The sequence below is a fragment of the Anabaena lutea FACHB-196 genome (assembly GCF_014698305.1).
Classification (GTDB): domain Bacteria; phylum Cyanobacteriota; class Cyanobacteriia; order Cyanobacteriales; family Nostocaceae; genus Anabaena; species Anabaena lutea.
In genome coordinates, this window is record NZ_JACJST010000003.1 from 288568 (window position 1) to 315497 (window position 26930).

Genomic DNA, 26930 nt, shown 5'->3' on the forward strand with positions numbered 1-26930 from the left:
GGATATTAATCTAAAGCGAGTTCTGCAAAAACTTGATCAAGTTGGTCTTGAGTGATATCTGCATCAGGAAAATCTTCTGGAGTATAATTATTGACTTCAGTAGTTTGAGAGTGGACAATTAGCGATCGCAATGCTTCCACCATACCTTCAGCCAATTTTTCCACTGTTTCTTGACGATGTAAGTTCGTACTATAAGACCATTGCAATTGCAACTGACCATTGATCACCATTCCCTCTACTTCCAGCAAATGAGAGCGATTTCCTAGTGGGCTATGAGTTGCGCCAATTGATTCTTTAGCTGGACTAAATAAAGACAAGTTGGGCAGTATTTGGTCAAATTGTCCTAAATAATTGAATATTACCTGCGGCTGTGGTGGTGCTGGTAATTGGTGATTTAAGTAACGCAATACACCATAACCGAAGCCACGATTGGGAATACCACGCAATTGCTCTTTGACCTTCTGCACTGCATCTGAGAGATCAGCAGTATTTCCTATATCTAACAGGACTGGGAAAATAGTGGTAAACCAGCCTACGGTGCGGGATAAATCAACATCCTCAAAAATATCTTCACGACCATGACCTTCTAAATCTATCAGCAGTGAGGTCTGTTCTGTCCATTGTTTAAAACTATACATTAATGCTGTTAGCAAGACATCATTAATTTGTGTGCGATAAGCTACTGGCAATTCTTGGAGCAGAGCTTGAGTTTCTGACACACTCAATCTTTGTGATACAGTTGCTTTCGTGGCTTCTGTATTCATTCCTCTCATAAAGTCTACGGTCATTGTTGGTTGTTGCTGAGGTAAAGCTAACCAGTAGTTCAATTCTTGTTGTAGTGAGGTGGAATTGGCATACCCTGGCAACTGCTTAGACCAGTACATAAAAGAAGTTGTCTTAGGAGGCAAATCTATTTTCTGTCCTTGCTGAAGTTGTTGATAGCTGGTTTGCAAATCTTCTAGTAAAATCCGCCAAGAAACACCATCCATTGCTAGGTGATGGATAATTATCAACAGGCGGGCTGTTTGTTGCTGTCCCAGATCAAATAAGGCGACTTGTACAAGTGGACCTTGGGATAGATTCAAACTGGCTTGTAGTTTTGCTGTGGTTTCCTCTATGATGAGTTTTTGCTGTTCTGGCGATCGCATTGATAAATCTGCCACAGTAAACGCGATCGCCTGATCTAAGTTAGCATTCACCTGCCGCCAGCCAGATTCAGAGCATTCAAACCGCAAACGTAGTGCATCGTGATGTTCTAATAATTGATCTAACACCTTCTCCAAAAGAACTGGATCAAGTGCTTGATTTACTTCCAGTAGAACTGCTTGGTTCCAATGATGTGGATCTGGCAAATTTTGCTCAAAAAACCAATGCTGAATCGGTGTTAAGGGCAATGTCCCAGTTATCAAACCTTGTTCAGCATGAATAGTCAAGTTACTTCCGACTACTGTCGCTAATTCAGCAATTGTCGGGTGGTCAAAAATTTGCTGATGGGTAAGCTGTAGACCAGCCCGCTTGGCTTTGGTAATCACCTGAATACTGAGAATAGAATCTCCCCCCAGTTCTAAAAAGTTATCATCAATGCTGACTCGCTCAAGACCAAGTATCTCAGTCCAGATAGTAGCTAAAATCTCTTCCACGGGGGTGCGTGGTGCAACGTAAGTTTGTGCGGATCTAACTTTGTCTGGTGCTGGTAATGCTCGCCGATCAACTTTACCGTTGGGGGTGAGTGGCAATTTATTTAATGACACAAAAGCTGAAGGAATCATGTAATCAGGTAGCTTTTGCTGGAGAAATACTTTTAACTGATTAATAGAGGAGGGCGATTCCTGGTGAAAAACAATATATGCAACTAACCGTTGGTTTCCTGGGATATCTTCTCTAACTACCACTACAGCATCTTCTACCTCTGGAGCTTGAGAAAGTACCGCCTCAATTTCTCCTAACTCAATACGAAAGCCGCGAATTTTTACCTGGTCGTCAATACGTCCAAGGTATTCAAGAGTTCCGTCTAATTGATAACGAGCTAAGTCACCAGTTTTATAAAGGCGCTCTCCTGGTTCTGTGCTAAAGGGATTGGGGATAAATTTCTCATTGCTCAGATCAGGGCGGTTCAAATAACCCCTAGCAAGTCCGAATCCACCAATATGCAATTCACCCGCCACACCAATAGGCGCTAGTTGTCCATGTCGGTCTAGTACATAAAGCTTGGTGTTAGCAATAGGTTTACCAATGGGAACTGAACCGGAGTGATGTTGTTTCGTTGGTACTTGATAAACGCAGCAACCAACTACGGTTTCTGTTGGGCCATATTCATTGATGAGCATGGTATCGGGAGCCGCATTTTGCCAAAAGCTGATGTTTTCAGCTAGTAGGTTTTCTCCACCGATGATAAATGCCCGTGTCCGGCCTGCTGCTTCTGAAGGCGAGAATTGTCCTTTGAGTAGTTCGAGATGAGCCGGCGTAATTTTAACTAAACTGAGGTTAGAACTACGGTGTAGTGCATTACTCAGACTTTCGATGCTCTGATTTTCTGGAAGTAGCTCTACTTGAGAACCTACCAGCAAAGGAGAAAAAAGACTGGTAATTGTTAAATCAAACCCCAAAGGAGAATGAACTATAGTTCCGTTTCCTTGGTTGACTTGATAAGCTTGGGTACACCAGCTTAAATAATTGACTAGTCCTTTGTGGGTGATTAATGTTCCTTTGGGTTTACCTGTAGAACCAGAGGTGTAGATAACATAGGCTAAGTTCTCAGAATTTGTCTTGCTGCTGGGATTCGATAAAGTCTGATTTGATGCAAATTTTTCCTCATCTCTATCTAAGCAGATGACTTGAGCATGATGTTGAGGCAAAATTTCTAATAGTCGTTGCTGTGTTAGCAATACGGCCGCTTGGGTATCTTCCAAAATAAAAGCTAATCGCTCTTTGGGATATGTTGGATCTATGGGTACATAAGCTCCACCCGCTTTGAGTATACCTAGCACTCCCACCACCATATCAAGCGATCGCTCAACACATATCCCTACCAACACTTCTGGCTTGACTCCTAGTTTTTGCAAGTGATGGGCGAGTTGATTAGCTCTTTGATTGAGTTGACTATAGGTTAATTGTTGATTTGCATATACAACCGCAATTTTATCGGGCGTAGATTCTACCTGAGATTCAAACCAGTGATGAACGCATTGATAGGCTAGTTCAACGGTTTTCGTGTTGTTAAATTCAAATAATAATTGCTCCCGCTCGGTAGGACTCAAAATATCAAACTCCGCAATGGCACTATTGCTATTTTTCACCACACTATTTAGTAGTGTTTCCAGCCGTTCTGCCAGCAGTTGAATTTCTTCTCTTAAGAAAACATGACTATCATAATGAAATTCTAAACTCAGCCCATCCTCTCTACAAACACAGACAAGTTTTAATTTAAATCTATCAATATTTGCATAACTTTTACAGATAGAAAAAGAGACATTACCAATCGAGTATGTTTCCGGCTGTTCTGCAAATTCAAAACAAAGGGGAAAGAATGGTATAGCTATTTTCTGATTATTTGTTGTTTGGTTAATTTCTTCCCAGGCAAAGTATTCTTGCCATGCACCTAATTCACAAGTTAAAGCATTGACTTTTTCCAATAATTCGCTAAATTGCAAATTTTCTTCTAGCTCACATTGGAGTGGTAAATACTTGGCAAATAAACCTAATGCTTCTTCGAGTCCTTCATATTCCCGACCATCAAAAGCTGTACCAATGATTAGGTTTGATTTTCCTGTCAAACGTCCAACTAAAATCAACCAACAAGTTAAAATAACTCCGCAAATTGAACTATTATATTCCGATGCGATCGCCTTGAGTTTTACTGTTAATTCTGAATCAACTAATGAAAGCAAAGATTTTGGTAAAAATTCTGGCTTACTATTCTGATTGTTTTCAAACAACAGTTTTAGATCAAGAGAATCATAAATATCTTGTTTAAACCAATACTCTTTACCTGCTATTGTGTCTTCTGATGTAATTAATTCATTTAAAATTTCCGAAATATCAGCGTACTGTATTTTTTCATCTTCATTAATTAATTCCTCACCATTGGAATAGGCTGCATATAATTCACTCATTTCACGAACTATGTTGCTCATGCTCATTTTATCAGCACAAAGAGCAGGTAATCTCAAAATCAATATATATTTGTCAGATGCAAGTTTAATTAAATCTAAATGCAAAAGTGAATCTTGTTTAAGCTTAAGAGTTTGTTTTCCTACATCCTCAAACAAATCTTCAATTTTTACTTGCTGTTGATGGAAATCTAAATGACTAAAATCATGGTTATTAATCAAAGGAATACTACTAATATTTATAACTTGCATGGGAAATTCCATACCAGGTAAGCAGTCAAAATAGGTACGAAGAATCTCATGCCGATTGACGATCTTCTCTATTGATTTCTTGAAAATTTCTGGATTGAGATTGCCATCAATTTGCACAACACACTGGGCAAGATAAGGTATTGTCTGAGCTTGCTGTAATAACCATAGATGCCTTTGTTGGGGTGAAATCTGAAAACCCTTAATTGTTGCTTGTACCATCTCAACTTCTCCTTGTATTGGTGCTATATATTGTTGTTTTTGCCACAATAAGAATAGGGTTCAGACATCCCTACTACAACTTTTCTTGTCCCTATAAATGGCGCTCGTCCATGTGCTACTAGCATATTGTCCAGCATCAAAATATCTCGTTGTTGCCAAGGAAAAATGACTGTTTCTTTTCGATAAGCTTCACGAATTTGATCCAAAACAGAAACTTCAATCGGTGAACCATCGCCATAGTAACTATTATTTGGGAGTTCTTCTTCTGGAAACTCTGACAATAAAACATCTCTGATCATTGGTTCTAAAGTTGATACATGAAAAAAAGCTGCATGATTAAACCAGATATCTTCACCGGTTTGAGGATGTTTCATCACAGCTTGTCGAACTTGGCGAGTTCTGAGGCGATTACCATCTTTCCACTCAAAATCAATACCATGAATATGGCAGTATTCCTCAACTTCTTCTTTGTTATTGGTTTGAAATACTGTTTGCCAAGGTAAACCAAATCTCTCTCCAAAGTTGCGGATGTACATTACCTTTTTCTGTTCAAAACGTTCTCTAATTTTCGGATCAATATGTTGAAAAATTTTGCGAACGTCAGCAATCCATGTTTCTCCACCTTGTTGTGCAGGTGTGATACAAAAGAAAAATATTTTTAAAGGCCAAGTATGCTGATAGGAATTTTCATTATGTAGAAAAATACTTTGAGTAGCAGGATAATCCGTGGAAGTGTAGATACTACCACTAACTAAACTCCTGGGTGATGAACGTTCACGATATTCAAGCACAGTTCCAGAAACATCTTTGATAAACTGCTCGAAGTCAGCTACTCCATTGACTTTGAAATTACGAAATAATATTCCGCCATGTTGTAATAACTTGCTTTCAATAACATCTAGGTTACTTTTAGCCCAACCTAAGAGATTCAAATTTTCTACCGTTGGTTGAATCAACAAAGGTAGAAGCCTATTATCCTGTAATGGTTCGGATTTAATTAATTCTTGCCGTGATAAAGTCACAGCTTGTCTTTGACGATCAGGTAACTTTTTTTTCATCTTTTTATCATCAAAATTGTGCAATTTTATTTGCTGTTATTTTTAGCTAACTTTTTGTTTTTTCAATTTTTTGAATTTTTCCAAGCGAGCTTCTTTCAGCTTTTCTTCCTTGGCAATTTGTTGTTTTTTGTTCACTTCATTCATAATTGCTTTCAGAGCATCGAGTTTAATATGAGGTTGAGTCACCATTGTGCATAAAATACTTTCAAACTGTTTTAAAATCCCATTGACCATATCTGTGTCAAAACAGCAACTATCATAAGTAATACGTATTAATAATTGCTGACCTGAAAATATTTCTACCCATAAGGGATAGTTGACTTTAGCAAAAGACCAATAATTATCAAGTTTGAAATTCTGATACTGCCCTTCCCGTAAGGCAACATCTAGAGGATAGTTATGAAAGTTTAAGGTGGTATCAAATAAAGGCAAACCGAGAGGTACGTCACTCCATCTTTGGATTTTTACGAGTGGGCTAAATTCGTACTGTTGCATTTCAGCCTGTTTCACTTGCAGTTGCTTTAACCAAGGGACAAGGCCTTTTTCCGGTTCGATGTGTACCCGCATTGGCAAAGTATTGAAAAATAAACCCACCATAGAATCAATCTCTGGTAGTGTCGCTGAACGACCAGAACAAATAACTCCAAAAACAACATCTTCTTTACCACTATAACTACTCAATATCAAAGCCCAAGCTCCTTGTACTAAGGTGTTGAGCGTTAACTGTTGTTGCTGAGTTAAAGACTGTAATTTTGCTGTTGTTGCGGTTGATAGCTGAATAAACTGTTGATTGTAACTACCGTCTTGACTGTCTACACTGCTGATTTTTTGGTCTTTTCTTAAAGAAGTAACAGCAGTAAAGTTCTTGAGCCATTGTCGCCAAAACATCTCTGCTTTTAACAAGTCTTGCTGCTGTAGCCAAGCTATGTAGTCACGATAAGGGCGAGGATTTTCTAAATTTAATTCTTTACCTTGAATAAATGCGTTGTAATATTCAAATACTGCTTTTAATATTAATGATGCAGACCACGCATCTGCTAGTAAATGATGATAGCTCCAGATAAATTGGTAGTCTTTTTCAGTAAGCTGAATCAACGTAAAACGAATTAGTGGTACTTGAGCAAGTTCAAAGCCTTGCTCCTGATCTGCTTTTATAAATGCTTGTAAACGCTCCTGTTGTTCTTGACTTTCTAAGCCTCGCCAATCTAGTTCCTCCCAAGGTAATTTTACTTCTCGGTGTACCACCTGAACAGGCTCTTTTAAACCTTCCCAAATAAATGAAGTTCTTAATATCTGGTATTCTTCTACTACTCGCTGCCAAGCATTCTTAAACTCTAAAGTATGAAAATCTCCGCAGATTGTGCAGCCAAACTGAAGGAAATACATTTTGAATTTTGAGGCAGAAAGAGTATGAAAGAGTATGCCCTGCTGCATTGGTGAAAGCGGATAGAAATCTTCAATGGTGTTCATAGTGTCTGATAATTGATAACTTGATTAATGGCTGCCAAAATATTATCAATGTCGTCTTGATTCCATTGACTTAACTTAAACTCCGCAAAATCGGAAGGTGTAAAGTTTTTGGATGAAGAAGACTGAATGTTAGTAATTAATGCTTGCAGTGCTGTTTTAAAATCTTCAGCTAACCTGGCAATTGTTTCTTGACGATAGACATTTGTGCTATAAATCCAATCAATTTTGAGTTGGTTTTGGACTATGAAGGCATTAATTTCTATGAGATGGCTGCGTTGGGCGCGAGAACTGCGAGATAAACCACTTGATTTTGGCGCTTTTAATAAAGAAGACTCAGGTAAAGTTTGTTCAAAGTTGCCAAGATAAAGGAAAAGTACCTCTGCTGGTTGTAAAGAACGCAATTTTTCGGTAATAATTTCATCACCACTCAAGTACCGCAACACACCATAACCCAAACCCTGATTCGGGAAACTACGGAGTTGCTCTTTTACCTGCTTTAAAATTTTCCCAGTTTCTTCACTCTCCCCAATATCTAAAAGCATGGGGGCAATATTAGTAAACCAGCCTATTGTACGAGATAAATCAACATCATCAAAAATTACGTCTCTGCCATTTCCCTCTAAGTCAACTAGCAATGATTGTTTACTAGTCCATGTACTAAATGCCTTTGCTAAAGCAGCAAGTAAAATATCATCGGTTTGCACTCGATAAGTTGCAGCAATTTCTTCCTGTAGTGCTTGTGTCTCTTCCACACTCAAGGTTACAGAAATAGTCTCAGCAGAGGCTACAGTATTAGCACCTTCTGGATAATCTACTGGCAAAGGTGTTACCCAGTCACGTTCTGCGGCTAACCAATAAACCTGTTCTCTTTGTAACTCTATTGACTGGGCGTATTCAGTTAACCGCGCTGCCCATTGTTTAAATGAAGTTGTCTTTGGCTGTAGCTTGATTACTTTTCCTTGGCTGAGTTGCTGGTATGCAGTTTCCAAATCTTCCAGCAAAATTCGCCAAGAACCAACATCAATGGCCAAGTGATGAACCGCAAACAATATTCTACTTGGTTGATGAGTTCCAAAGTCAAAAAAGGCAACCCGCTTTAGGGGTCCACAAGCAAGATTGAGACTGTTTTGGATCTCTTGAATAGATGCCTCAAATGTCTGTTCTTGCTGTTGTGGTGACAGTCCTGATAAATCTATCTTTTTAAAAGGTACAACTTCATCAGGACTGGCATTTATTTGCTGCCAACCCGATGCTTCTTTGATAAAACGCAGACGCAAAGCATCATGGTGAATCAGTAAATATTGAACCGCTTGTTGCAATAATTCTGAATCCAGAAATTGTTGCACTTCTAAAATTACTGTTTGATTCCAGTGGTGTGCATCAACTAAATTCTGCTCAAAAAACCAGTGTTGAATCGGTGTCAGAGGCAGTTCTCCTTCTACTATTCCCTGTTCACTTAAAACTGTTTGCGTTCTACCTGCTATTTCTGCTAATTGGGCAATAGTTGGGTATTCAAACAAATGCTGATTAGTAAATCGCAATCCTGCTTTGTTTGCTCTAGCAGTAATCTGAATACTGAGTAAAGAATCACCCCCTAATTCTAAAAAGTTATCTTCAATTCCTACCTGTTCAATGCCGAGAATTTCCTGCCAGATGTTAGCAATAGTTTGCTCTATTTCGTTGCGGGGAGCAACATAATTATTTTGTAAGTGTGGTCTGGCGTGTAATGTTAATAAATTAGGTTGATTGATAATTTCTGAAGGCTTAATCCACTGTTCAATTCTGGCTTGTAAATCTGTTGTTGAGACAACTATTTGGTTGACTTTATTTAAAGATAAGACTCGTTGAAATACTTCTACACCTTCTTGATTTTTGATGAACAATTCAGTAGAAATTTCTGGTTTATTCGCCAATTCTGTAACCAATTGACTGGTTAACCAGTTATCCCAATTCACACTCAGCCAAGGTGTTGAGCCTGTTTGGTTATGTTTATAAACAAAAGCATCAGTGAAGTGATGGGCTGCTGGATAAGCTGCCATGCCCAATGCACCTAAAACAGATGATAAGGAGGAAACCAAAATACAAAAATCAAGCTCTATTCCTTGCAACGCTGTTTCTAAAATTAACAGTCCATGACCATTAGCTTTAAGTTGTTGTTCGCATTCACTTCTAGTTATTTCTTGAACTGTTCTAAATAGCTTAATTCCAGCAGCATGAATCACGCCATTGATTTGACCAAAATGATTTATAGCTTGAGTAATAACGGTTTGCATTTGGGCTGCATTGGCTACATCAGCACTCAAGGTCAAAATCTCTGCACCCAGTTGTTCTAGTTCCTGTAATTTGCGAATCTTAATGCTGAATTTATCTTGTCCGTCATGGTTTTCCAGCCATTCTTCCCATTCATTTTGGTGAGGGAAATTTGAAGAAATAACTAATATTAATTTTGCGTGTACTGTCTTGGATAAATATTCAGCAATTTCCAAACCGATACCACCTAAACCACCAGTAATTAGATACACTCCTTGTTGCCGCAGTTTGGGCGGTTGGTCGTTATCTAGCTGTAGTGGTTCATAAGTTTGCACCCAGCGATGATGACCACGATAAGCAATTAAACTCTCAAATTCTCTAGTATTTAATTCTTCTAGAAGTTGGTTTAATAGTTGGTTTTCTGCAACAGTTCCAGCAGCAGGAATGACAATATCAATGCTGCGACAGGAAATATTTGCATACTCTTGTGGAATGGTTTTACACATTCCTAAGACGGTTGCTTTCTCTGGAGTTAATTTTTCCAAACCTGTCACGTCGTAAATATCATTGGTTACGACCAAGATATCTACAGGTTGAGTAATATTTTGTTTACTAAGAGACTGTGCCAGGAATAACAGACTATAAAAACCTGCGTTTTGGCAATTTTCAAAATACTCAATTCCTGATGTTGTTTGTTCAGTTGGTGTAATACTCCAGAGGTGGAGGATAGTATCTGGAATTTGCCCAAAAAATTGCAACTCTTCGATTAAAGAATCATAATCATCAGGCTGGCTGGAATTGATAGTATATTCACTATCATTCAGTTTGTTAAACTGCCCTCCCTGCCAAACAGTAACAACGTTGTTACCTTCACTTTCTAAACGTTTGACTATTTGTGTACCTACTTGGCAATTATCAGCAAATAGCAACACCTGTTTTTTACATTTCTCAGGTTGGGGTGCGTTTGCGAAGCGTCCCCAAAGGGGAATCGCTTGTTTCCAAACTGGTATATAAAACCAGTCTCCTATATTGGGCTTTTTCTGGTTGGTAGTAGGAGAGTGACTAGATTTTCTCTGGGGTTCTATCCAATAACTTTGACGCTCAAAAGGATAGGTAGGTAAAGGAATACGATAACGGCGCTCAGAAGCATAAAAGTTAGACCAATTTACTGATACTCCCAAAGACCAGAGACGACCAAGTGTATTTAGCAAGAACAAAACATCTGCTGGTTCTTCCTTGGGATGTGGTAAGGAAGGCAGTATTGGCTGCTGAGTTATTCCTGCTTGTTGTTTGACAAAGGTTGATAAAGTCCGCCCCGCCCCTACTTCTAGAAGAATCCGGTTTGCTTCTTGCAGTAACACAGAGATACCATCTGCAAACCGCACTGTTTGCCGTAAATGACTTGCCCAGTAATTCGCATCAGTAGCTTCTTGTGCTGATATCCAAGTGCCGGTGAGGTTGGAAATAAAGGGAATTTGCGGTGAATTTAAAGTAATTTTCTTAACTTCGGCGATAAATGTCTGCAAAATCGGTTCCATCATCTGAGAATGGAAAGCATGGGAAGTATGTAGACGGCGACATTCTATCCCTTGGGCTAATAGTTGCTCAGACAACTCATCTATCGCTGCATGGGTTCCTGAGACTACACAGGAAGATGGTGCATTACTCGCAGCTAAAGATAAGTTTTCGTTTAATAAGGGTTTAACCTCTGCTTCTGGGAGGGGAATTGACAGCATACTCCCACTGGGTAATTGCTGCATTAATCGCCCACGCATGGCAACAAGAGTTAATGCGTCTTTTAAGGACATCACACCAGCAAGGCAAGCAGCTACATATTCTCCGATGCTATGACCAATCATTGCACTGGGAGAAATGCCCCAAGACATCCACATCCGCGCTAAGGCATACTCAATGACAAATAATGCTGGCTGGGTGAGGGATGTTTGTTTGAGTTTTTCTTGTGCAGTTTCTGTGTCAGCTTCACTGGGATAGATGACTGTATGTAAATCTAAATCCAATAGAGGTTTAAGTATTAAACAGCAGCGATCTACAGATTCACGAAAGATTGATTCTGTTTGATAGAGTTCTTTGCCCATGTTGACATACTGACTACCTTGTCCTGGAAACATGAAGGTAATCGGGCGATCGCATGATTCTTGATCAGCAGTGAAAACTCGTTGAGAAGTTCTATTTTCTAAGGTATTGATGGCATCTTCAATATCCTCACACACCAAGACACGACGATGATTAAACTCTTTGCGCCCTACTTGCAGTGTATAAGCAACATCCGCTAAATCTAATTCAGGATGCTGTTTAAGATGTTGCGCCAAATTATCGGTAGCTGTGTCTAATGCAGATTCAGTCTTAGCAGAAAGTACCAATAATTTATGCTTTTTCCCCTGCACCCCTGCACCCTTGCACCCCTGCTCAATAATTGGTGCTTCTTCTAATACTACATGAGCATTTGTTCCCCCTATTCCCAAGGAACTGACACCCGCACGACGGGGAGATAGTTCTGGTTTCCATTGGGTCAGTTTTGTATTGACGTAAAAAGGACTGTTGTCAAAATCAATCTGGGGGTTAGGTTCTGTAAAATTTAAGCTAGGTGGTATTTGTTGATGTTTCAGAGCTAAAGCTGTTTTAATGACTCCTGTGACTCCGGCCGCTGCATCTAGATGACCGATATTTGTTTTCACAGAACCGATGGCACAGAAACCTTTTTTGTCTGTGCTGGAGCGAAAAACTTTGCTTAAAGCTGCAATTTCAATGGGATCGCCTAAAGTTGTACCCGTACCATGCGCTTCAATATAGCTGATAGTTTCCGGTTTAACCCCGGCTAACATGATGGCTTCAGCGATCGCTTCTGCTTGTCCATCAACGCTAGGGGCTGTATAACCAACTTTCATTGAACCATCATTGTTAATTGCCCAACCTTTAACGACTGCATAGATATGGTCGCCATCTGCGATCGCATCCTCTAGCCGCTTGAGCAAAACAACTCCCACACCATTACCAACAGTTATACCTTGGGCTTGGGCATCAAAAGCACGACAATGACCATCAGGTGATAAAGTTCCGCCTGGTTGATACAAATAACCTGTTTTGTGAGGAACTCGAATCGAAACCCCTCCCGCCAAAGCCATATCACATTGATAATTAATTAAACTTTGGCAAGCAAGAGATATTGCTACTAATGAAGTAGAACAAGCTGTTTGCACAGTTAGACTTGGGCCAGTTAAATTTAATTTGTAAGAAACACGGGTAGACAGAAAATCTTTATCATTACCAATTAATTTTTGATAAGATTGTGCAGATCCAAATTGGTCACTATTTAAGTCAAATGATAAATAATTATTCAAACTAGCACCAGCATAAACTCCTATCCGACTTTCACATCTATTAGAGTCATAACCAGCAGTTTCTAAAGCCTCCCAAGCACATTCTAAAAATAGACGGTGTTGTGGATCGGTAATTTCTGCTTCTTTAGGATTAAGGTCAAAAAATGCAGCATCAAATAAATCAATATCTTCTAACACACCGCCGGCTTTGACATAGTTACTATCGTCTAAACAACTAGGAGAAACACCTGCTGATAATAACTCTTCATCTGTCAGCCGAGAAATTGATTCTACTCCAGCTTGTAAGTTGTGCCAAAATTCTTCTATATTATTAGCTCCAGGAAACCGCCCTGATATACCAATAATTGCTATTCCTTCCATTGATTCGTCAATATTTGTGTTACCCATTTTCTTTCGCTTGGGTTGAGTTTAAAATATATTTTTTCTTTTTCACGCAGAGGCGCAGAGTCGCAGAGAGAAGGATGAGTTTTTGAGAATTATTTTAAATAGCTCAGGAGAGAGTAAATTCTCCGATTTTTGTCAGTAAATGAGCGACGACCGTGGAGAAATCTAGAATTATCAATCATCACTAAATCACCTGCTTGCCAGGGTATTACTTCAGTTAAATTATTCATTACTTGTTGAATTTGGTTGATTACTGTGGATGGAATAGCTGAACCATCGGCAAAAGTAACTACTCCTCTAGGATTTTTATATTCAGCAATTAAACTATTAGCAAATGCGTCTTGATTACCATATTTAGTCTTAACTACAGCCGAGCAAACATATTCTATAGAAATAGATTGATCTTCGTTGATATTGTAGGTTAATCCGGGAATACCATTGAGGGTGCGTTTAACATCAGCTACAGTAGCACCAACTCCTAGAAAACGCTTCCAGTCAGCAGCAGGAAATTTTTGTAAGAATTTAATTTTTTTAGAAATAAATAATTGTCGCAATTCCTCACTCAATTCTTGCCATACTCTGATACCATCCCAATATAACGTTTCACCACCTTGGGCAGCTGGTACCCCACAACAAAACCAGATTACGTCGGGACGAAATGGAGAGTTAGCATTCTCACAATGGGGGCTAACATAGTGCATTCCTGGGTCTACTAGAGTGACATATTTATTGCGTGGATCAACTATTGGTCTGTCTTTATCTAAGACAAATCTGGAACTGAATTTTTCGGCGAAATTCTTCATTTGTTGATAATCAACTCCAAAACCTCGGAATAGTACAACACCAAAGGTTTTAAAACTCTCTAATGTGTCTGGAATGGGTAGTTGAGAAATTGATTGTTCTTTATTGTTGTGAATTAGTTTTGCACTACTATTTGATAATGTATGAGTTTCCATCATTATACTCAGAATCCCGAATTTAATTGATTGGTATTTTTTGACTTAACCAAAATCATAATTGGTTATTTATTCTAATTTCTACTGCGCTTCATCAATATTTTTTGCCTATTTACAGATTCTCGTTGCTTTTGAATGCGATTATTTAGAGATTCAAAAGGTGATATTTCTTTTGATTTAAGATTTATATACTTAGCCAAAGATTTAATAGTTGGGTTCTGGAACATTTCTACAACTGAAATGTCACAGTGTAGAACTTCTCGTAATTTATGGTTAACCTGAACCATTAATAACGAATTACCACCCAATTCAAAAAAGTTATCATTTATGCCTACTTTTTTGATGTACAATATCTCTAGCCAAATTTGAGCGATCGCTCTTTCAACTTCAGAATTTGGTGCCTCATAAGCCTCTTTTAAATCAGGGCGTTGAATGTCTGGCACAGGTAAGGCTCGACGATCTATTTTACCATTAGGTGAAAGTGGTAATGCGTTTAACTCCACAAAGGCAGAAGGAACCATGAAATCAGGGAGTTTATCTTTGAGATAATCGCGTAATTCCTGGGCAGAAAATGGCATCTCTGGATGCGGAACTACATAAGCGACCAAGCGATGATTTTTGGGTATATCTTCTCTAGCTACTACTACGGTTTCTCTAACATTTGGGTGTTGTACTAATACTGTTTCAATCTCTCCTAATTCAATACGGAAACCACGAATTTTCACTTGATGGTCAATTCTGCCTAAATATTCAATATTGCCATCAGAAAGATAGCGTGCTAAATCACCTGTTTTGTAAAGGCGTTTTTCAGAATCAAAAGGACTAGAAATAAACTTCTCTTTAGTCAATTCAGCCCTTTGCCAATAACCTCTTGCCAAACCCACACCACCAATATACAACTCACCAGCGATACCAATAGGAACAGGTTGCAATTGTGAATCTAATATGTATATTTGTGTATTAGCAATAGGACGACCAATAGGAACAACATTTTCCTTATTGTGTGGTTGACATTTCCAGGAAGTTACATCAATTGCAGCTTCCGTTGGTCCATAGAGATTATGTAATTCTACATTATTTAAACCTATAAATTTCAAACATTCAAAAAATCGTGTTTGTAGTTCCACAGGTAATGCTTCACCACTACAAATAACCCGTTTTAAACTGTGACAACTTTCCAGTCCTAGTGCTTCTAAAAACACTTGCAGCATAGATGGGACAAAATGCAATGTTGTAATTTGTTGTTGCTGAATACACTCAACTAAATAACTCGCATCTTGATGACCACCTGGTTTAGCTACGACTAGAGTTGCACCAGTAAATAAAGGCCAGAAAAATTCCCAAACAGAGACATCAAAACTAAAAGGTGTTTTTTGTAAAACCTTATCGCTGGATGTCAATTTATAAGTATCTTGCATCCACAGTAAGCGGTTGCATAAACCTTGATGGGTGTTAATTGCTCCTTTGGGTTTTCCTGTTGAACCAGAAGTATAAATCACATAAGCAATATTTTCTAATTGTACATTACTATCTGGATTAACTTGACTGTAATTAGCAAACTCTACCCAATTTTTATCTACATTTATAACTTGAGCTTGGTGTGGTGGTAGTTGTTCAACTAGATGGGTTTGTACTAGCAAAAATGATAATTGAGCATCTGTTAACATGAACGTTAAACGCTCTTGAGGATAGCTAGGATCTAATGGTAAATAGCCGCCACCAGCTTTCATAATTGCTAATATTCCTATTACCATTTCTAAAGAGCGTTCCATACAGATACCAACAAAAGTATCTGGTTTAACTCCTAAGTTTTGTAGGTAATGCGCTAGTTGATTGGCTTTTTTATTTAACTCCTGATAGGTAAGTTGTTGATTTTCAAATACTACTGCTACAGTATCCGGTGTCTTTTCTACTTGAGCTTCAAACAACTGATGAATACAAGCAAATTGCGGATAATCAACTTGAGTATTATTCCAATCTACTAGCAATGTTTGACGTTCAGCAGATGTTAATATTGATAATTCATAAATACGCTGACTGGGATCACTAACTACACTCTCTAGCAATGATTGGAAATGCCCCAACATTCTGCTAATAGTATCGGCATTAAATAAATCGGTGTTGTATTCCAGTGTTCCTGTTAATCCTGCCTCACTTTCAATCATTGATAGCAGTACATCAAACTTGGCTGTTTCTGTCGCTATTTCTTCTGTTTTCCAAAGGCTTGCTGATGCTTGTTTTTGCAGAACAAACATCACCTGAAATAATGGATTATAACTTAAATCTCGATTTGGCTGTAAGGTTTCTACTAACTTTTCAAAAGGTAAATCTTGATGTGTATAGCCATCAATTGCTATCTTTCTTACTCGTTCCAGTAATTCTTTAAAGGTGGGATTTCCATCTAAGCTGGTACGCAATACTAAAGTATTGACAAAACACCCGATTAATTTTTCTAATTCAGTTTGGTTACGGTTAGCAATTGGTGAGGCAACAATAATATTTTTTTGGCTGGTATAACGGTAAAGTAAGGTTTTAAATGCTGCCAACAAAGTCATGAATAAAGTTACATTTTCCTGCTGACTTAACTGTTTAATTGCTTCAGTTAAAGCCGGGGATAAGACAATTTTTTGCTGCGCTCCTTTAAAAGTTTGAATTGCAGGTCTAGGACGATCTGTAGGTAATTGCAATACAGGCAGATTTCCGCTTAACTGCTGCTGCCAATAACTTAAATGACTGTCTAATATTTCCCCTTGTAATAAGCTTCTTTGCCAATGTACAAAATCGGCATACTGTACAGGAAGTTCTGCTAATGGTGACGGCTTCCCATGAGCAAAAGCTTGATAAATTGCTGATAGTTCTTGAACTAAAATATCAATCGACCAACCATCAGCAATCAAGTGATGAACCGTTAAAATTAATATTGATTCTTTTGGCAAGTACAGCAGTTTTGCAGCTAATAAGGGAGGTTGTTCTAATTCAAAAGAGACCTGAGCAGCTTGCAGTGATAATTTTTGCACTTCAGCCTGTTGTTGTTCTTCAGGTATATGGCGTAAATCAACTTCTGGTAAAGTTAATTTGACAACATCTGCAACTTTTTGGACTGGTTCACCATTTATTATTTCAAAGCTTGTCCGTAAAATGTCATGTCTTTGAATAATTTCATTAATACTCCTAACTAACGCTGATACATCCAGAGTTCCTGGAATATGAACAGCCACGGAAATGTTATAAACTGGTGTACCTGGTTGCAGTTGATTGATAAACCATAACTGCTGTTGGGTAAAGCCTAGTGGATGTTGGTTAGTAGTTTGCTCTAATTTAGTAATAGGTAAATACTTACAAATAAGATTATTATTAATTTGGTCTGAAATTTGATTTGCCAAATCTTCAATACTCGCACCTGCAAAGAAAGCCGCTACAGAAATAACTACTTCTAAATCAACCTCAATTTGGTTTTTGACACTAAATACCTTTAAGGAATCGAAACCAAAACCACTCAAAGGCTGTTGATAATTTAACTGGGAAGGTTTAACCCCCAAAATACTGCTAACTAGCTTTTGTAAATAAGATTTTAATAACTGCTGTTGTTGTTCTGATGGAACCGCTAATAATTCTGCACGTGTCAAAACTTCTATTTCTGTATTCTGGTTAATTTCCAGAATGCTGCTACCAACAACTTCTAATGTACCTTCTAAAAATCTGGCTTTTGTGGCTCGACGTTGAATTTTGCCACTGGAAGTTTTGGGAATAGTACCAGCTTTGATTAAAACAACTGCATAAACTTGTATTTCATGTTCTTCTGTAATTAATTGACGAATAGCTGCGGTAACTTCTTCTATATTCGGTTTGGCACGAAATTCTAGTTCTTGTACTACTACTAACCGTTCTTCTTTTTCTACTTCCACTGCAAAAGCCGCAACACTTCCCACACGCAATATTTTATGGCTGCGTTCTGCTGTGAGTTCGATATCTTGAGGGTAAAGATTGCGTCCTCTAATAATGATTAGATCTTTCGCTCGTCCAGTAACGAAGAGTTCACCATTATGCAGAAATCCTAAATCTCCAGTCCGCAAAAATGGTCCTTCTCCCGTATCTTGCAAATATGCGTGGAATGTTTGCTCTGTTTCCTCTGGACGGTTCCAGTAACCATGACCAATACTCGGGCCTGATACCCAAATTTCGCCAACTTCATCAGCAGCGCAACGGGTTAAGGTATCTGGGTTGGTAATAACGATCTGTTGTTGCGGTACAACTCGACCACAACTAACTATTTGCATACCGTTCTCTGCGTTATCAGCAGCATCAATTACATGGTTGCATTCTAAAGCGGTTTTTTGTATTGTCTTAGTTCTGACTAACGCAGATTTAACACTACCAGAAACCATTAAGGTTGCTTCTGCCATGCCATAGCAAGGATAAAAGGCTTCTGGACGAAAACCGCACTCAGCAAAGGTTTCGGCAAATCTTTCTAAGGTTTCCTGGCGAATTGGTTCAGCACCGTTAAATGCTACACTCCAACTGCTTAAGTCTAGTGTTGACCGTTGTTCTGGGGTGATTTTTTCAATACATAGCTCATAGGCAAAGTTGGGAGCGCCACTGGTTGTACCTCTGTAATCAGAAATCGCTTTTAACCACCGATAGGGACGTTGCAAAAAGGATGCAGGTGGCATCATGATACAAGAAAAACCACCATACAAAGGTTGTAGTATGCCGCCAATGAGTCCCATGTCATGATAGGCAGGTAGCCAAGTTACAAATTTACTACTGGAGGTATGTTCCATATATTGGCGTGTCACAGCAGCGTTGTGTAACAGGTTGCGGTGACTGAGCATTACACCTTTGGGTGTGCCAGTAGAACCAGATGTGTATTGTAAAAAAGCTAGAGTGTCTTGATTGATTAAAGGCTGTTGCCAAGCTGCTTCTATGCCTGGATTAAGGTTATCGGTGGTCAGCCAATGAATATTATTTGTATCAAATTTATCGATAAGTAAAGTTTTTACTTGTGAGAATATACCTGATGTCGTCAGGATGACTGTGGCTTGTGCATCTTTTAAAATCGCTACAATTCTGGGTGTGTTGCGCTGGTTGCGTGGTGGATAAGCAGGAACTGCTACCACTCCAGCATACAGACAACCGAAAAAAGCAGCTAGATAATCTAAACCCGGTGGGTATAGCAGTAATGCTCTTTGTCCAGTTAAATTTAATCCTTGCAACTGACAAGCTATGGCTCTACTTTGACAATCCAATTCTCCATAAGTCCAGGACTTTGCTTGTGCTTCTCCATCTGGCAGAAACGTAAAAGCCTCAGTATTTAGTTGTTCTAAACACTTGTAACGCAGTAACTCTACAACGGTAGAAAAATCATTGACAGATTGAGTCATTGTACTTTCACAGCCTTGATGCACACAAGAAAATTGAATTGAAGCCAGTTGAAAAACCTGATTCTAAGAGCGATCGCGCCAGTGCTGACTTGTGAGTTTGCAGTTATTAGCAGGGTCTCATTCGCCTCGAGTTAGTCTGTTGCTTGCAGTCAGCCAGTATTTATTGCTATTTATTTTCAATTACAGATCTCACCTTATAGCAATTAGCTAAAAATTACAACTAGAAACTAATCAATAACTCTTATCACTATTCCGGTCAAGTATAAGTTTTTTACACCCTCCCAAATTGCTTCTGTAGACAAATCATCAACTCTCATATCACAGTGCTATCACTTAAAAGCAACAGGTTTTTTGTCTACGCAATCGCATAAAAACCTTGTAAAATAAGGATTAAAACACAATTTATCCATTTGTACTATTGCGTCCCCTTCAGTCAGCACAGCTATAGACGGTTGGAAAAAATACTTGCTTTATCAAAAGCTTTATGATAATACTTCTTAATAGCGACAGCTTTAACTGCAAATAGCTCGCAGCTACTAAGTGAGAAATCTTCTATACAAGAGAGAACTTACTATTAAGAAATTCTTGCGTCATAGATGAATGGCGTGAAAGTTTCTGCTGGATGTGGAAACGCACAACAACAAAACTTAGGGAAAACTCTGTTTACAGGTGTAGGGGAAGGAGCAACGGTAATGAAGTTTGAGTTAATGAATGAGATACGTTCGGCGGGATTAGCACTAGCTTTTATCGGTAGCTTAATACAACCCGCTTATGCAGAAAAGCAAACAAAAGAAATATCTAGCGTTGAAGACAAAGAACATTATTCAACCAGCGCCGCGCAATTACTAGCACAAACCCGCAATACATTAGTTACTAAAATCACAGATATTAAAGTTAATACCACTGATAAAGGAATTGAAGTAATTTTAGAAAGTCCTAATATAGAAGCACTCAAGCCAGTAAATAAAAGCCAAGGCAACAATTTTATAGTAGAGATACCTAATACAGTCTTATCACTGGGTAAACAAAACAGTTTTAACCAAAAAAATCCAGTCGCGGGTATAAGCAATATCAGCGTCACCCAAACTAACGCTAACACCGTCCAACTAACAGTTACAGGTGAAAAAGGTGTACCCACCGCAGAATTATTTGATGGTGATCAAGGCTTAATTTTTGAACTTGCTCCCGTGGCATCTGCTACCAATCCACCACAGCAAAGTCAAACATTAGTCAAAATTAGGGAAGTTAAATTTAACACTACAACCAATGGCTTAGAAATAATCTTAGCGACTCCAGAAGGTGAAAAATTACAAGTAACCCCGAAAAAAGACGGTAACACATTCATTGTTGACGTTCCTTCAGCCCAACTTAGTCTACCCAATGGTGATACAGTTAGCCAAAAACAACCCATTGCAGGAGTTAGCGACATCACAGTTACTAACTTTAATAGCAACACCATTAGAGTTACCGTTACGGGAACAGATAATACACCCGCAGTAGAATTATTTGATAGTGAGGAAGGTTTAATTTTTGGTGTTACTTCCACTGCATCCACTTCTCAACCAGAAACCCAACCCACGCCAACGCCCCAGTCAGAAAATCCAACTCAACCAGAACAACCAACAGCCGAGAGTGATGAACCTATTGAATTGGTTGTCACAGGTGAACAAGACACCTACCGAGTTCCTAACGCCTCCACTGGTACAAAAACTGACACCCCAATCCGCGATATTCCTCAAGCAATTCAAGTCATCCCCAAGCAAGTCCTTCAGGAACAGCAAGTACAACGTTTAAGTGACGCATTAAAAAATACTGCTGGTGTAATTACTAACTCTTCAGAACGAAATGTATTTGATGGTTTCGACATTCGAGGCTTTAGCAATCGTAATATTATCCGCAATGGTTTAAGAGATGACACCAACATTACTGCTGGTTCTGGAATTGCCAACATTGAGCAGATAGAAGTGCTGCGGGGTCCAGCATCGGTTCTTTTTGGTCAAGGTGGAGCAGGGGGTACAGTAAATATTGTTACTAAAAAACCTCTAGAAACACCCTTTTATTCAGTAGAAGGAACAATTGGCGACTACAATTCATATAGTGGTTCAGTTGATTTAACAGGTCCTCTGAATGATAGTAAAACTCTGTTGTATCGTTTCAATGCTTCTGCTTCTAGTACAGATACCTTTGTAGATTTTGTTGACATTCAACGTTACTTGATTGCTCCGGTTTTAACTTGGAAAATTGGTCAAGATACTCAACTGACTTTTGAAGCAGAGTATTTCGATACACAACAACGTAATGACAGAGGTATACCAGCAGTTGGTACTATCTTACCCAACCCTAACGGCAAAATACCAAGAAATAGGTTTACAAATGAGCCTTCTATTGATAAGAACAATCGCCAAATATGGCGAGTAGGCTATAATCTAGAGCATCGTTTTAATGAAGATTGGCAAATACAAAATAGCTTTCGTTCTTCCTTTCAAACAAGTCAGCAAAATTCTGGTTCTCCCAGATCATTAGCAGCTGATAATCGCACTTTAAACCGTAACTTGATTATCGCTGAAGCATCTGTCGATAGCTACATTTTAGATACTAACTTGATTGGGAACTTTAATACTGGAAATATCAAACACAAGCTGTTATTTGGGTTTGATTTATCTAGAGAGATATATAAAGGTACTAGTCAGAGAGTTAACATTAGCCCTCTAGATTTATTTAATCCTGTATACGGTTCACAAAACATCGGTGATGTAACTGCTGAATTTCCTAATGAACCATATACTCAAGAGGGTTTAGGATTTTATTTACAAGACCAAATTTCCCTATCTGATAATTTTAAATTAGTAATTGGGGGACGTTTGGATATTGTAAATCAAAAGCAGGAAGATTCAGCAGGTGCAGTTACTTCTTTTCAGGAAGATACAGCATTTAGTCCTCGAATTGGTATGGTTTATCAACCTAGTCAATTAGTTTCACTTTATGCTAATTATAGCCGTTCCTTTCAGCAAGTAACAGGAACAACTTTTGATAGCGGTTTATTTCAACCAGAGCGAGGAACTCAGTATGAAGTAGGAGCTAAATTTGATTGGACAAATAAACTTTCATCAACAGTTTCTCTGTATCAAATTACACGCTCTAATGTGCTTACTTCTGACCCAAGAGATCCGGATTTCTCTATCCAAACCGGGGAACAAAGAAGTCGTGGTTTTGAAGTAGATATTGTTGGTGAAATACTACCTGGATGGAAAATAATTGGTGGTTATGCTTACACTGATGCACAAGTAACTCAAGACAATGATATTCCAGTTGGAAACCGCATTAATAACGTTCCAGAACACGCTATTAGTTTGTGGAATACCTATGAAATTCAACAAGGTAATTTACAAGGTTTAGGTTTTGGTTTAGGACTCTTTTATGTAGGAGAAAGGGAGGGAGATTTAAACAATACTTTTAGTTTGCCTAGTTATTTACGCACTGATGCAGCATTATTTTATCGCCGAAATAACTTCCGAGCCGCTCTTAACCTACAAAATTTGTTTGATACTGAGTATTTTGAAATGGCTGAAAACCGCTTACGTGTTTTTTACGGCGCGCCGCTGACTGTAAAATTAACATTGGGCTGGCAATTTTAATTAGTCTGTTTCAGTAGGGTTTGTTGTGGCGTGGCGTAACGCACCATTTTAAATTATCTTAAATATACAACACTAATGATCGTAGCAAGTTAGCCCATAGCATAACAAACCCTAGAGAAAATGAACTGTAGTTTAAATAATGAGAAAATTCTCGCATCGTTATATTAAAATATTTTTTCTCATCACTTTGATTGTCATTTTAGTACAGGGTTGCTACAGCAATTTCACTAAAATCACAGAATTAAACAGAGCAAACTTAGATGCGGCTGAGTGCAAAGTAATCAAGCATACTTGGGGAGAAACTTGTGTTCCTTTAAAACCTCAACGCATTATTGCTTTGGATGAAACTTCTATGGAAGCGTTGTTAGCACTGGACTTAAAACCAATAGCAGCAACACAACCGAATATTACAGGTAGTATCATACCCAAGTTAGGTAAAAAAGCTGAGGGAATAGTTTATTTAGGAAAAAATAGTCAACCAAATATAGAAAAGATGGTGCTGTTAAATCCAGATTTAATTTTGGGTTTTTCTCTCAACGCAGAACAATACAAATTATTTTCCCAAATAGCCCCTACAATTACACTTGATTATATTCAAAATGGTTGGAAAGATGCTTTCTCAAGTATTGCTGAAATCACAGGCAAAAGTGAACAAGCACAAAAATTACTTGATGAATATCAGCAACAAGTTCAAGAATTGCGCACGTTTATAAATCATAAACTCAAAGAGAAAACTGTTTCTGTGAGTCGCTTTTATGCTGGTAATAAATTTACGGAATTTCGCACTAAATATTCATTTCCTGGCAGTCTACTGACAGAGGTGGGAATAGTTCTACCAGAAATTCAATATCAACTTACTAATGAAAATCAACCTCTAGTTTCAGTTAGTTTAGAACGTCTGGATTTAATCAATGCTGATATTTTATTTATAGTTTTAGATCCCGGTGCAGAACAGAATTTTCAAAAGTATCAAAATAGTCCACTATGGCAAAATCTGAAAGCTGTTCAAAATCAACGAGTTTATACTGTTGATTCAAGTTACTGGATTTTTGGCAATATTCTTGCAGCCAATGCTATTTTAGATGATTTGTTTACATATTTAGTGAAAGCATCATGATAATTAATTAGAATATAGCAGTTGTGAGTTTATGGAGAATATAGAGTCATCATCAAACTCAAATTTCCAAAGACTTTCAATGCTATTCCCTGTTACCTCCCATAATGGAGAAATACTGAAAATGCTTCAGCAACTAGCGAACAACACTGTACTGGATTTCTTAGAAGAAATATTTACTCTTGCTCAAAAAAATTTAGATAGTTTCTATACAGACCTCATAATTTTGACTCAGCCTCCTGATGGTGCTGAGGTGATCTCAGTTAATGATTACCTACAACCAAATAGACTTTTATCTCAATGGCAAGCAAGTGATATATACCAAAAAACTCAAGACATTCGCATTACTGCATCTATCTGGAACAAAGTATATAGCTGGAAAACGTTACCGGGTGTTTTAGCTTTGATGACTTGGGCGGGAATAGGCTTAAATGCTGAACTGGATAATGTGAGTTTTGTGTTAGAAAACGGTGAACCCAAGGCGTTATGGTTTCATGATCTGAGTGATACTGTAATTTATCCGCCAAGATTACCTATCCCTATTCCCCAAAACTACCCAGGAAAAATAGTTAATAGCGTGGAAGATTTACACGAAACTGTATTTACTAGCTTATTCCAGCGCAATTTTTCACCCATGATAGCACAGGTTTATAGTTTAACTAAACTTTCTAAAAAAACTATGTGGGGTAATGCGGTAAATGCGTCGGAAAGACAGTTTGCGGAAATTAGTAAATGTACAAATTTAGAATCAATAAAAACAGATTATTCCGTTTTATATGAACAACCCTATAGTTCAGTTATGCCAGGACGTAACCCACTTTATAATTTAGTCCGCACTGAAAAAATTAACGAACCAGGTTTACCAGCTACAACTACAGTCCGTCTCACCTGCTGTTTATATGCTTTTATTCCTCCTTGTGATGAAAAATGCACCAACTGTCCTCTATTCAAACCACAAGAACGAATTGCCCAAATGAAAAAATACATGACAAAAACTGACTAAAGTCATACAGATAATTTCATCTGAATCAGGTAGAAAAGGGTAGGCAAGATACCTGCCCCAACAAATTTTTACTATTGATATTTGTACCTGATTTATTTGCTATAGCCGTATTAATACAGCAGAATTCAGGAGTCAGGAGACGCTTCGCAGACCTCCGGTTCAGGAGACGCTTCGCAGACCTCCGGTTCAGGAGTCAGGAGTAAAACTGGCGAATGTGTATAGGTTTCAATTTTGATTCTGTACCTCATTGATCTGCAATCTGCTGTAAACAAAATTTACCCACTCCTTTTACATCAAAATGCCACAACAACCAAACCCAGCCAGTATGCGTAATTTTCTCATTGTTTGGCTTGGTCAACTAGTGTCTACCATCGGTAGTAATATGACCGGTTTTGCGATTGAAATTTGGGCATGGGAAATCACAGGTAAAGCAACAACACTTACTCTGGTAGGTTTTTTTAGTTTGCTGCCTAGTATTATTATTACTCCCATCAGTGGTGTAATTGTAGACAGATTTAACCGCAAATTTTTAATGATGGTGGGTGATACAGTTGCCGTTTTCAGCACAATTATCATTTTGTTGTTACATCTCACCAATAATTTACAAATTTGGCACTTTTATCTAACAGGTGCAATTGTCGGAACTTTCAATCAATTTCAGTCTTTGGCATATTCAGCATCGGTATCACTGATGATTCCTAAACAACACTATACCCGTGCTAGTAGCCTAGAATTCTTATCTGGTTACGGTAGTCAAATTATCGCACCTGCTTTGGCAGGATATCTTTACACAATCATTGGTTTTTCAGGAATTTGGTTAATTGATATCTGTACTTTTGCGATCGCAATTGGCAGTTTATTGTTAGTGAAGATTCCGCAACCAGTACCAACTAATACAAATGAAAATGTAGCTAATATATGGCAAGATTTGGGATGTGGCTGGCGTTATATTGCCACTCACCAGATTTTACTGGCATTGTTAATTATTAATTTGCTATTTTGGCTACCCCATGACATTGGTAATTCCCTCTACTCACCCATGATTTTGTCACGGACTAATAACAATACTTTAGTGCTAGGTAGTTTAGCTGCTGCGGCTGGTTTTGGTGGTGTGACGGGCGCAATAATTGTTAGCACTTGGGGCGGTTTTAAACGGAAAATCAAAGGTGTTTTACTGGGAATGATAGGTGCAGGTTTCAGTAAAATAGTTTTTGGTTTTGGTAGAACACCTTCGATTTGGATTCCTGCACAATTTTTTTCTTCTTTGAATTTTCCTTTAAATGGTAGTTCTAATACTGCCATTTGGTTAGAGAAAGTACCAGCAAATGTACAAGGAAGAGTTTTTGCGGCGCGATCGCTACTTTTACAGATAGCTTCTGCTGTAGGCTATTTAATAGCCGGACCTTTGGCAGATCGTGTTTTTACACCTGCATTCCAATCAGAGGGTGTTCTAGTTGGCATTCTTGGAGGATTATTTGGGTCTGGTAGTGGTGCAGGAATTGCGCTGTTGTATGTGATTTGTGCGCTATGTATGTTGCTGGTTGGTTTCTTAGGTTTCTTTATACCTCTGCTGCGGGATGTGGAAGATATTCTACCTGACTATGGTAGATAGGTTTATTTGAATTGGTTTGGCATTCAGCAAAAAAATACAGCAGATTGCAGATCAATGAGGTACAGAATCAAAATTGAAACCTATACACATTCGCCAGTTTTACTCCTGAACCGGAGGTCTGCGAAGCG

The 26930-nt window shown here is 38.3% G+C and carries 10 protein-coding genes; 4 read left to right on the forward strand and 6 right to left on the reverse strand.

Translation table 11 applies throughout. The features are described from left to right. Positions 1 to 5: 5 nt before the first annotated feature. The 6 genes from H6G59_RS05560 to H6G59_RS05585 form a co-directional block, all read right to left on the reverse strand. A complete protein-coding gene (locus tag H6G59_RS05560) occupies positions 6 to 4580 on the reverse strand; it encodes a non-ribosomal peptide synthetase (protein ID WP_190712215.1) in 4575 nt (1524 codons plus the stop codon). Positions 4581 to 4603: 23 nt separating this feature from the next. Next, complete coding sequence (locus tag H6G59_RS05565; protein WP_190712217.1) at positions 4604 to 5638, reverse strand: TauD/TfdA family dioxygenase; 1035 nt, start codon at positions 5636 to 5638, stop codon at positions 4604 to 4606. 42 nt (positions 5639 to 5680) lie between these two features. After that, positions 5681 to 7108 (reverse strand): condensation domain-containing protein, encoded by a 1428-nt coding sequence (locus tag H6G59_RS05570; RefSeq protein ID WP_190712219.1) that lies wholly within the window; start codon positions 7106 to 7108, stop codon positions 5681 to 5683. Then, positions 7105 to 13104, reverse strand: coding sequence for a type I polyketide synthase (locus H6G59_RS05575; protein WP_190712221.1), 6000 nt, complete (start codon positions 13102 to 13104; stop codon positions 7105 to 7107). Before H6G59_RS05575 ends, H6G59_RS05570 begins: the two co-directional genes overlap by 4 nt. A gap of 89 nt (positions 13105 to 13193) precedes the next feature. After that, the gene (locus tag H6G59_RS05580; RefSeq protein ID WP_190712223.1) at positions 13194 to 14060 is read right to left on the reverse strand and encodes a TauD/TfdA family dioxygenase; all 867 of its coding nucleotides are present in this window, start codon (positions 14058 to 14060) and stop codon (positions 13194 to 13196) included. Positions 14061 to 14131: 71 nt separating this feature from the next. Further along, positions 14132 to 19438, reverse strand: coding sequence for a non-ribosomal peptide synthetase (locus H6G59_RS05585; RefSeq protein ID WP_190712225.1), 5307 nt, complete (start codon positions 19436 to 19438; stop codon positions 14132 to 14134). A 605-nt stretch (positions 19439 to 20043) separates the two neighbouring features. On the opposite strand from H6G59_RS05585, the gene H6G59_RS05590 reads away from it, so the two are divergent. The 4 genes from H6G59_RS05590 (at position 20044) to H6G59_RS05605 (ending at position 26802) form a co-directional block, all read left to right on the forward strand. Further along, on the forward strand, positions 20044 to 23073 hold the full coding sequence (locus H6G59_RS05590) for a TonB-dependent siderophore receptor (protein ID WP_190712227.1): 3030 nt from the start codon (positions 20044 to 20046) through the stop codon (positions 23071 to 23073). A gap of 139 nt (positions 23074 to 23212) precedes the next feature. Next, the gene (locus tag H6G59_RS05595) at positions 23213 to 24190 is read left to right on the forward strand and encodes an iron-siderophore ABC transporter substrate-binding protein (protein WP_190712229.1); all 978 of its coding nucleotides are present in this window, start codon (positions 23213 to 23215) and stop codon (positions 24188 to 24190) included. A 121-nt stretch (positions 24191 to 24311) separates the two neighbouring features. Beyond that, entirely contained in the window at positions 24312 to 25190 is an 879-nt protein-coding gene (locus H6G59_RS05600; RefSeq protein WP_190712231.1) for a ferric iron reductase, read from the forward strand. Between the two features lie 298 nt (positions 25191 to 25488). Beyond that, the gene (locus H6G59_RS05605) at positions 25489 to 26802 is read left to right on the forward strand and encodes an MFS transporter (RefSeq protein WP_199331937.1); all 1314 of its coding nucleotides are present in this window, start codon (positions 25489 to 25491) and stop codon (positions 26800 to 26802) included. Positions 26803 to 26930: the final 128 nt, after the last annotated feature.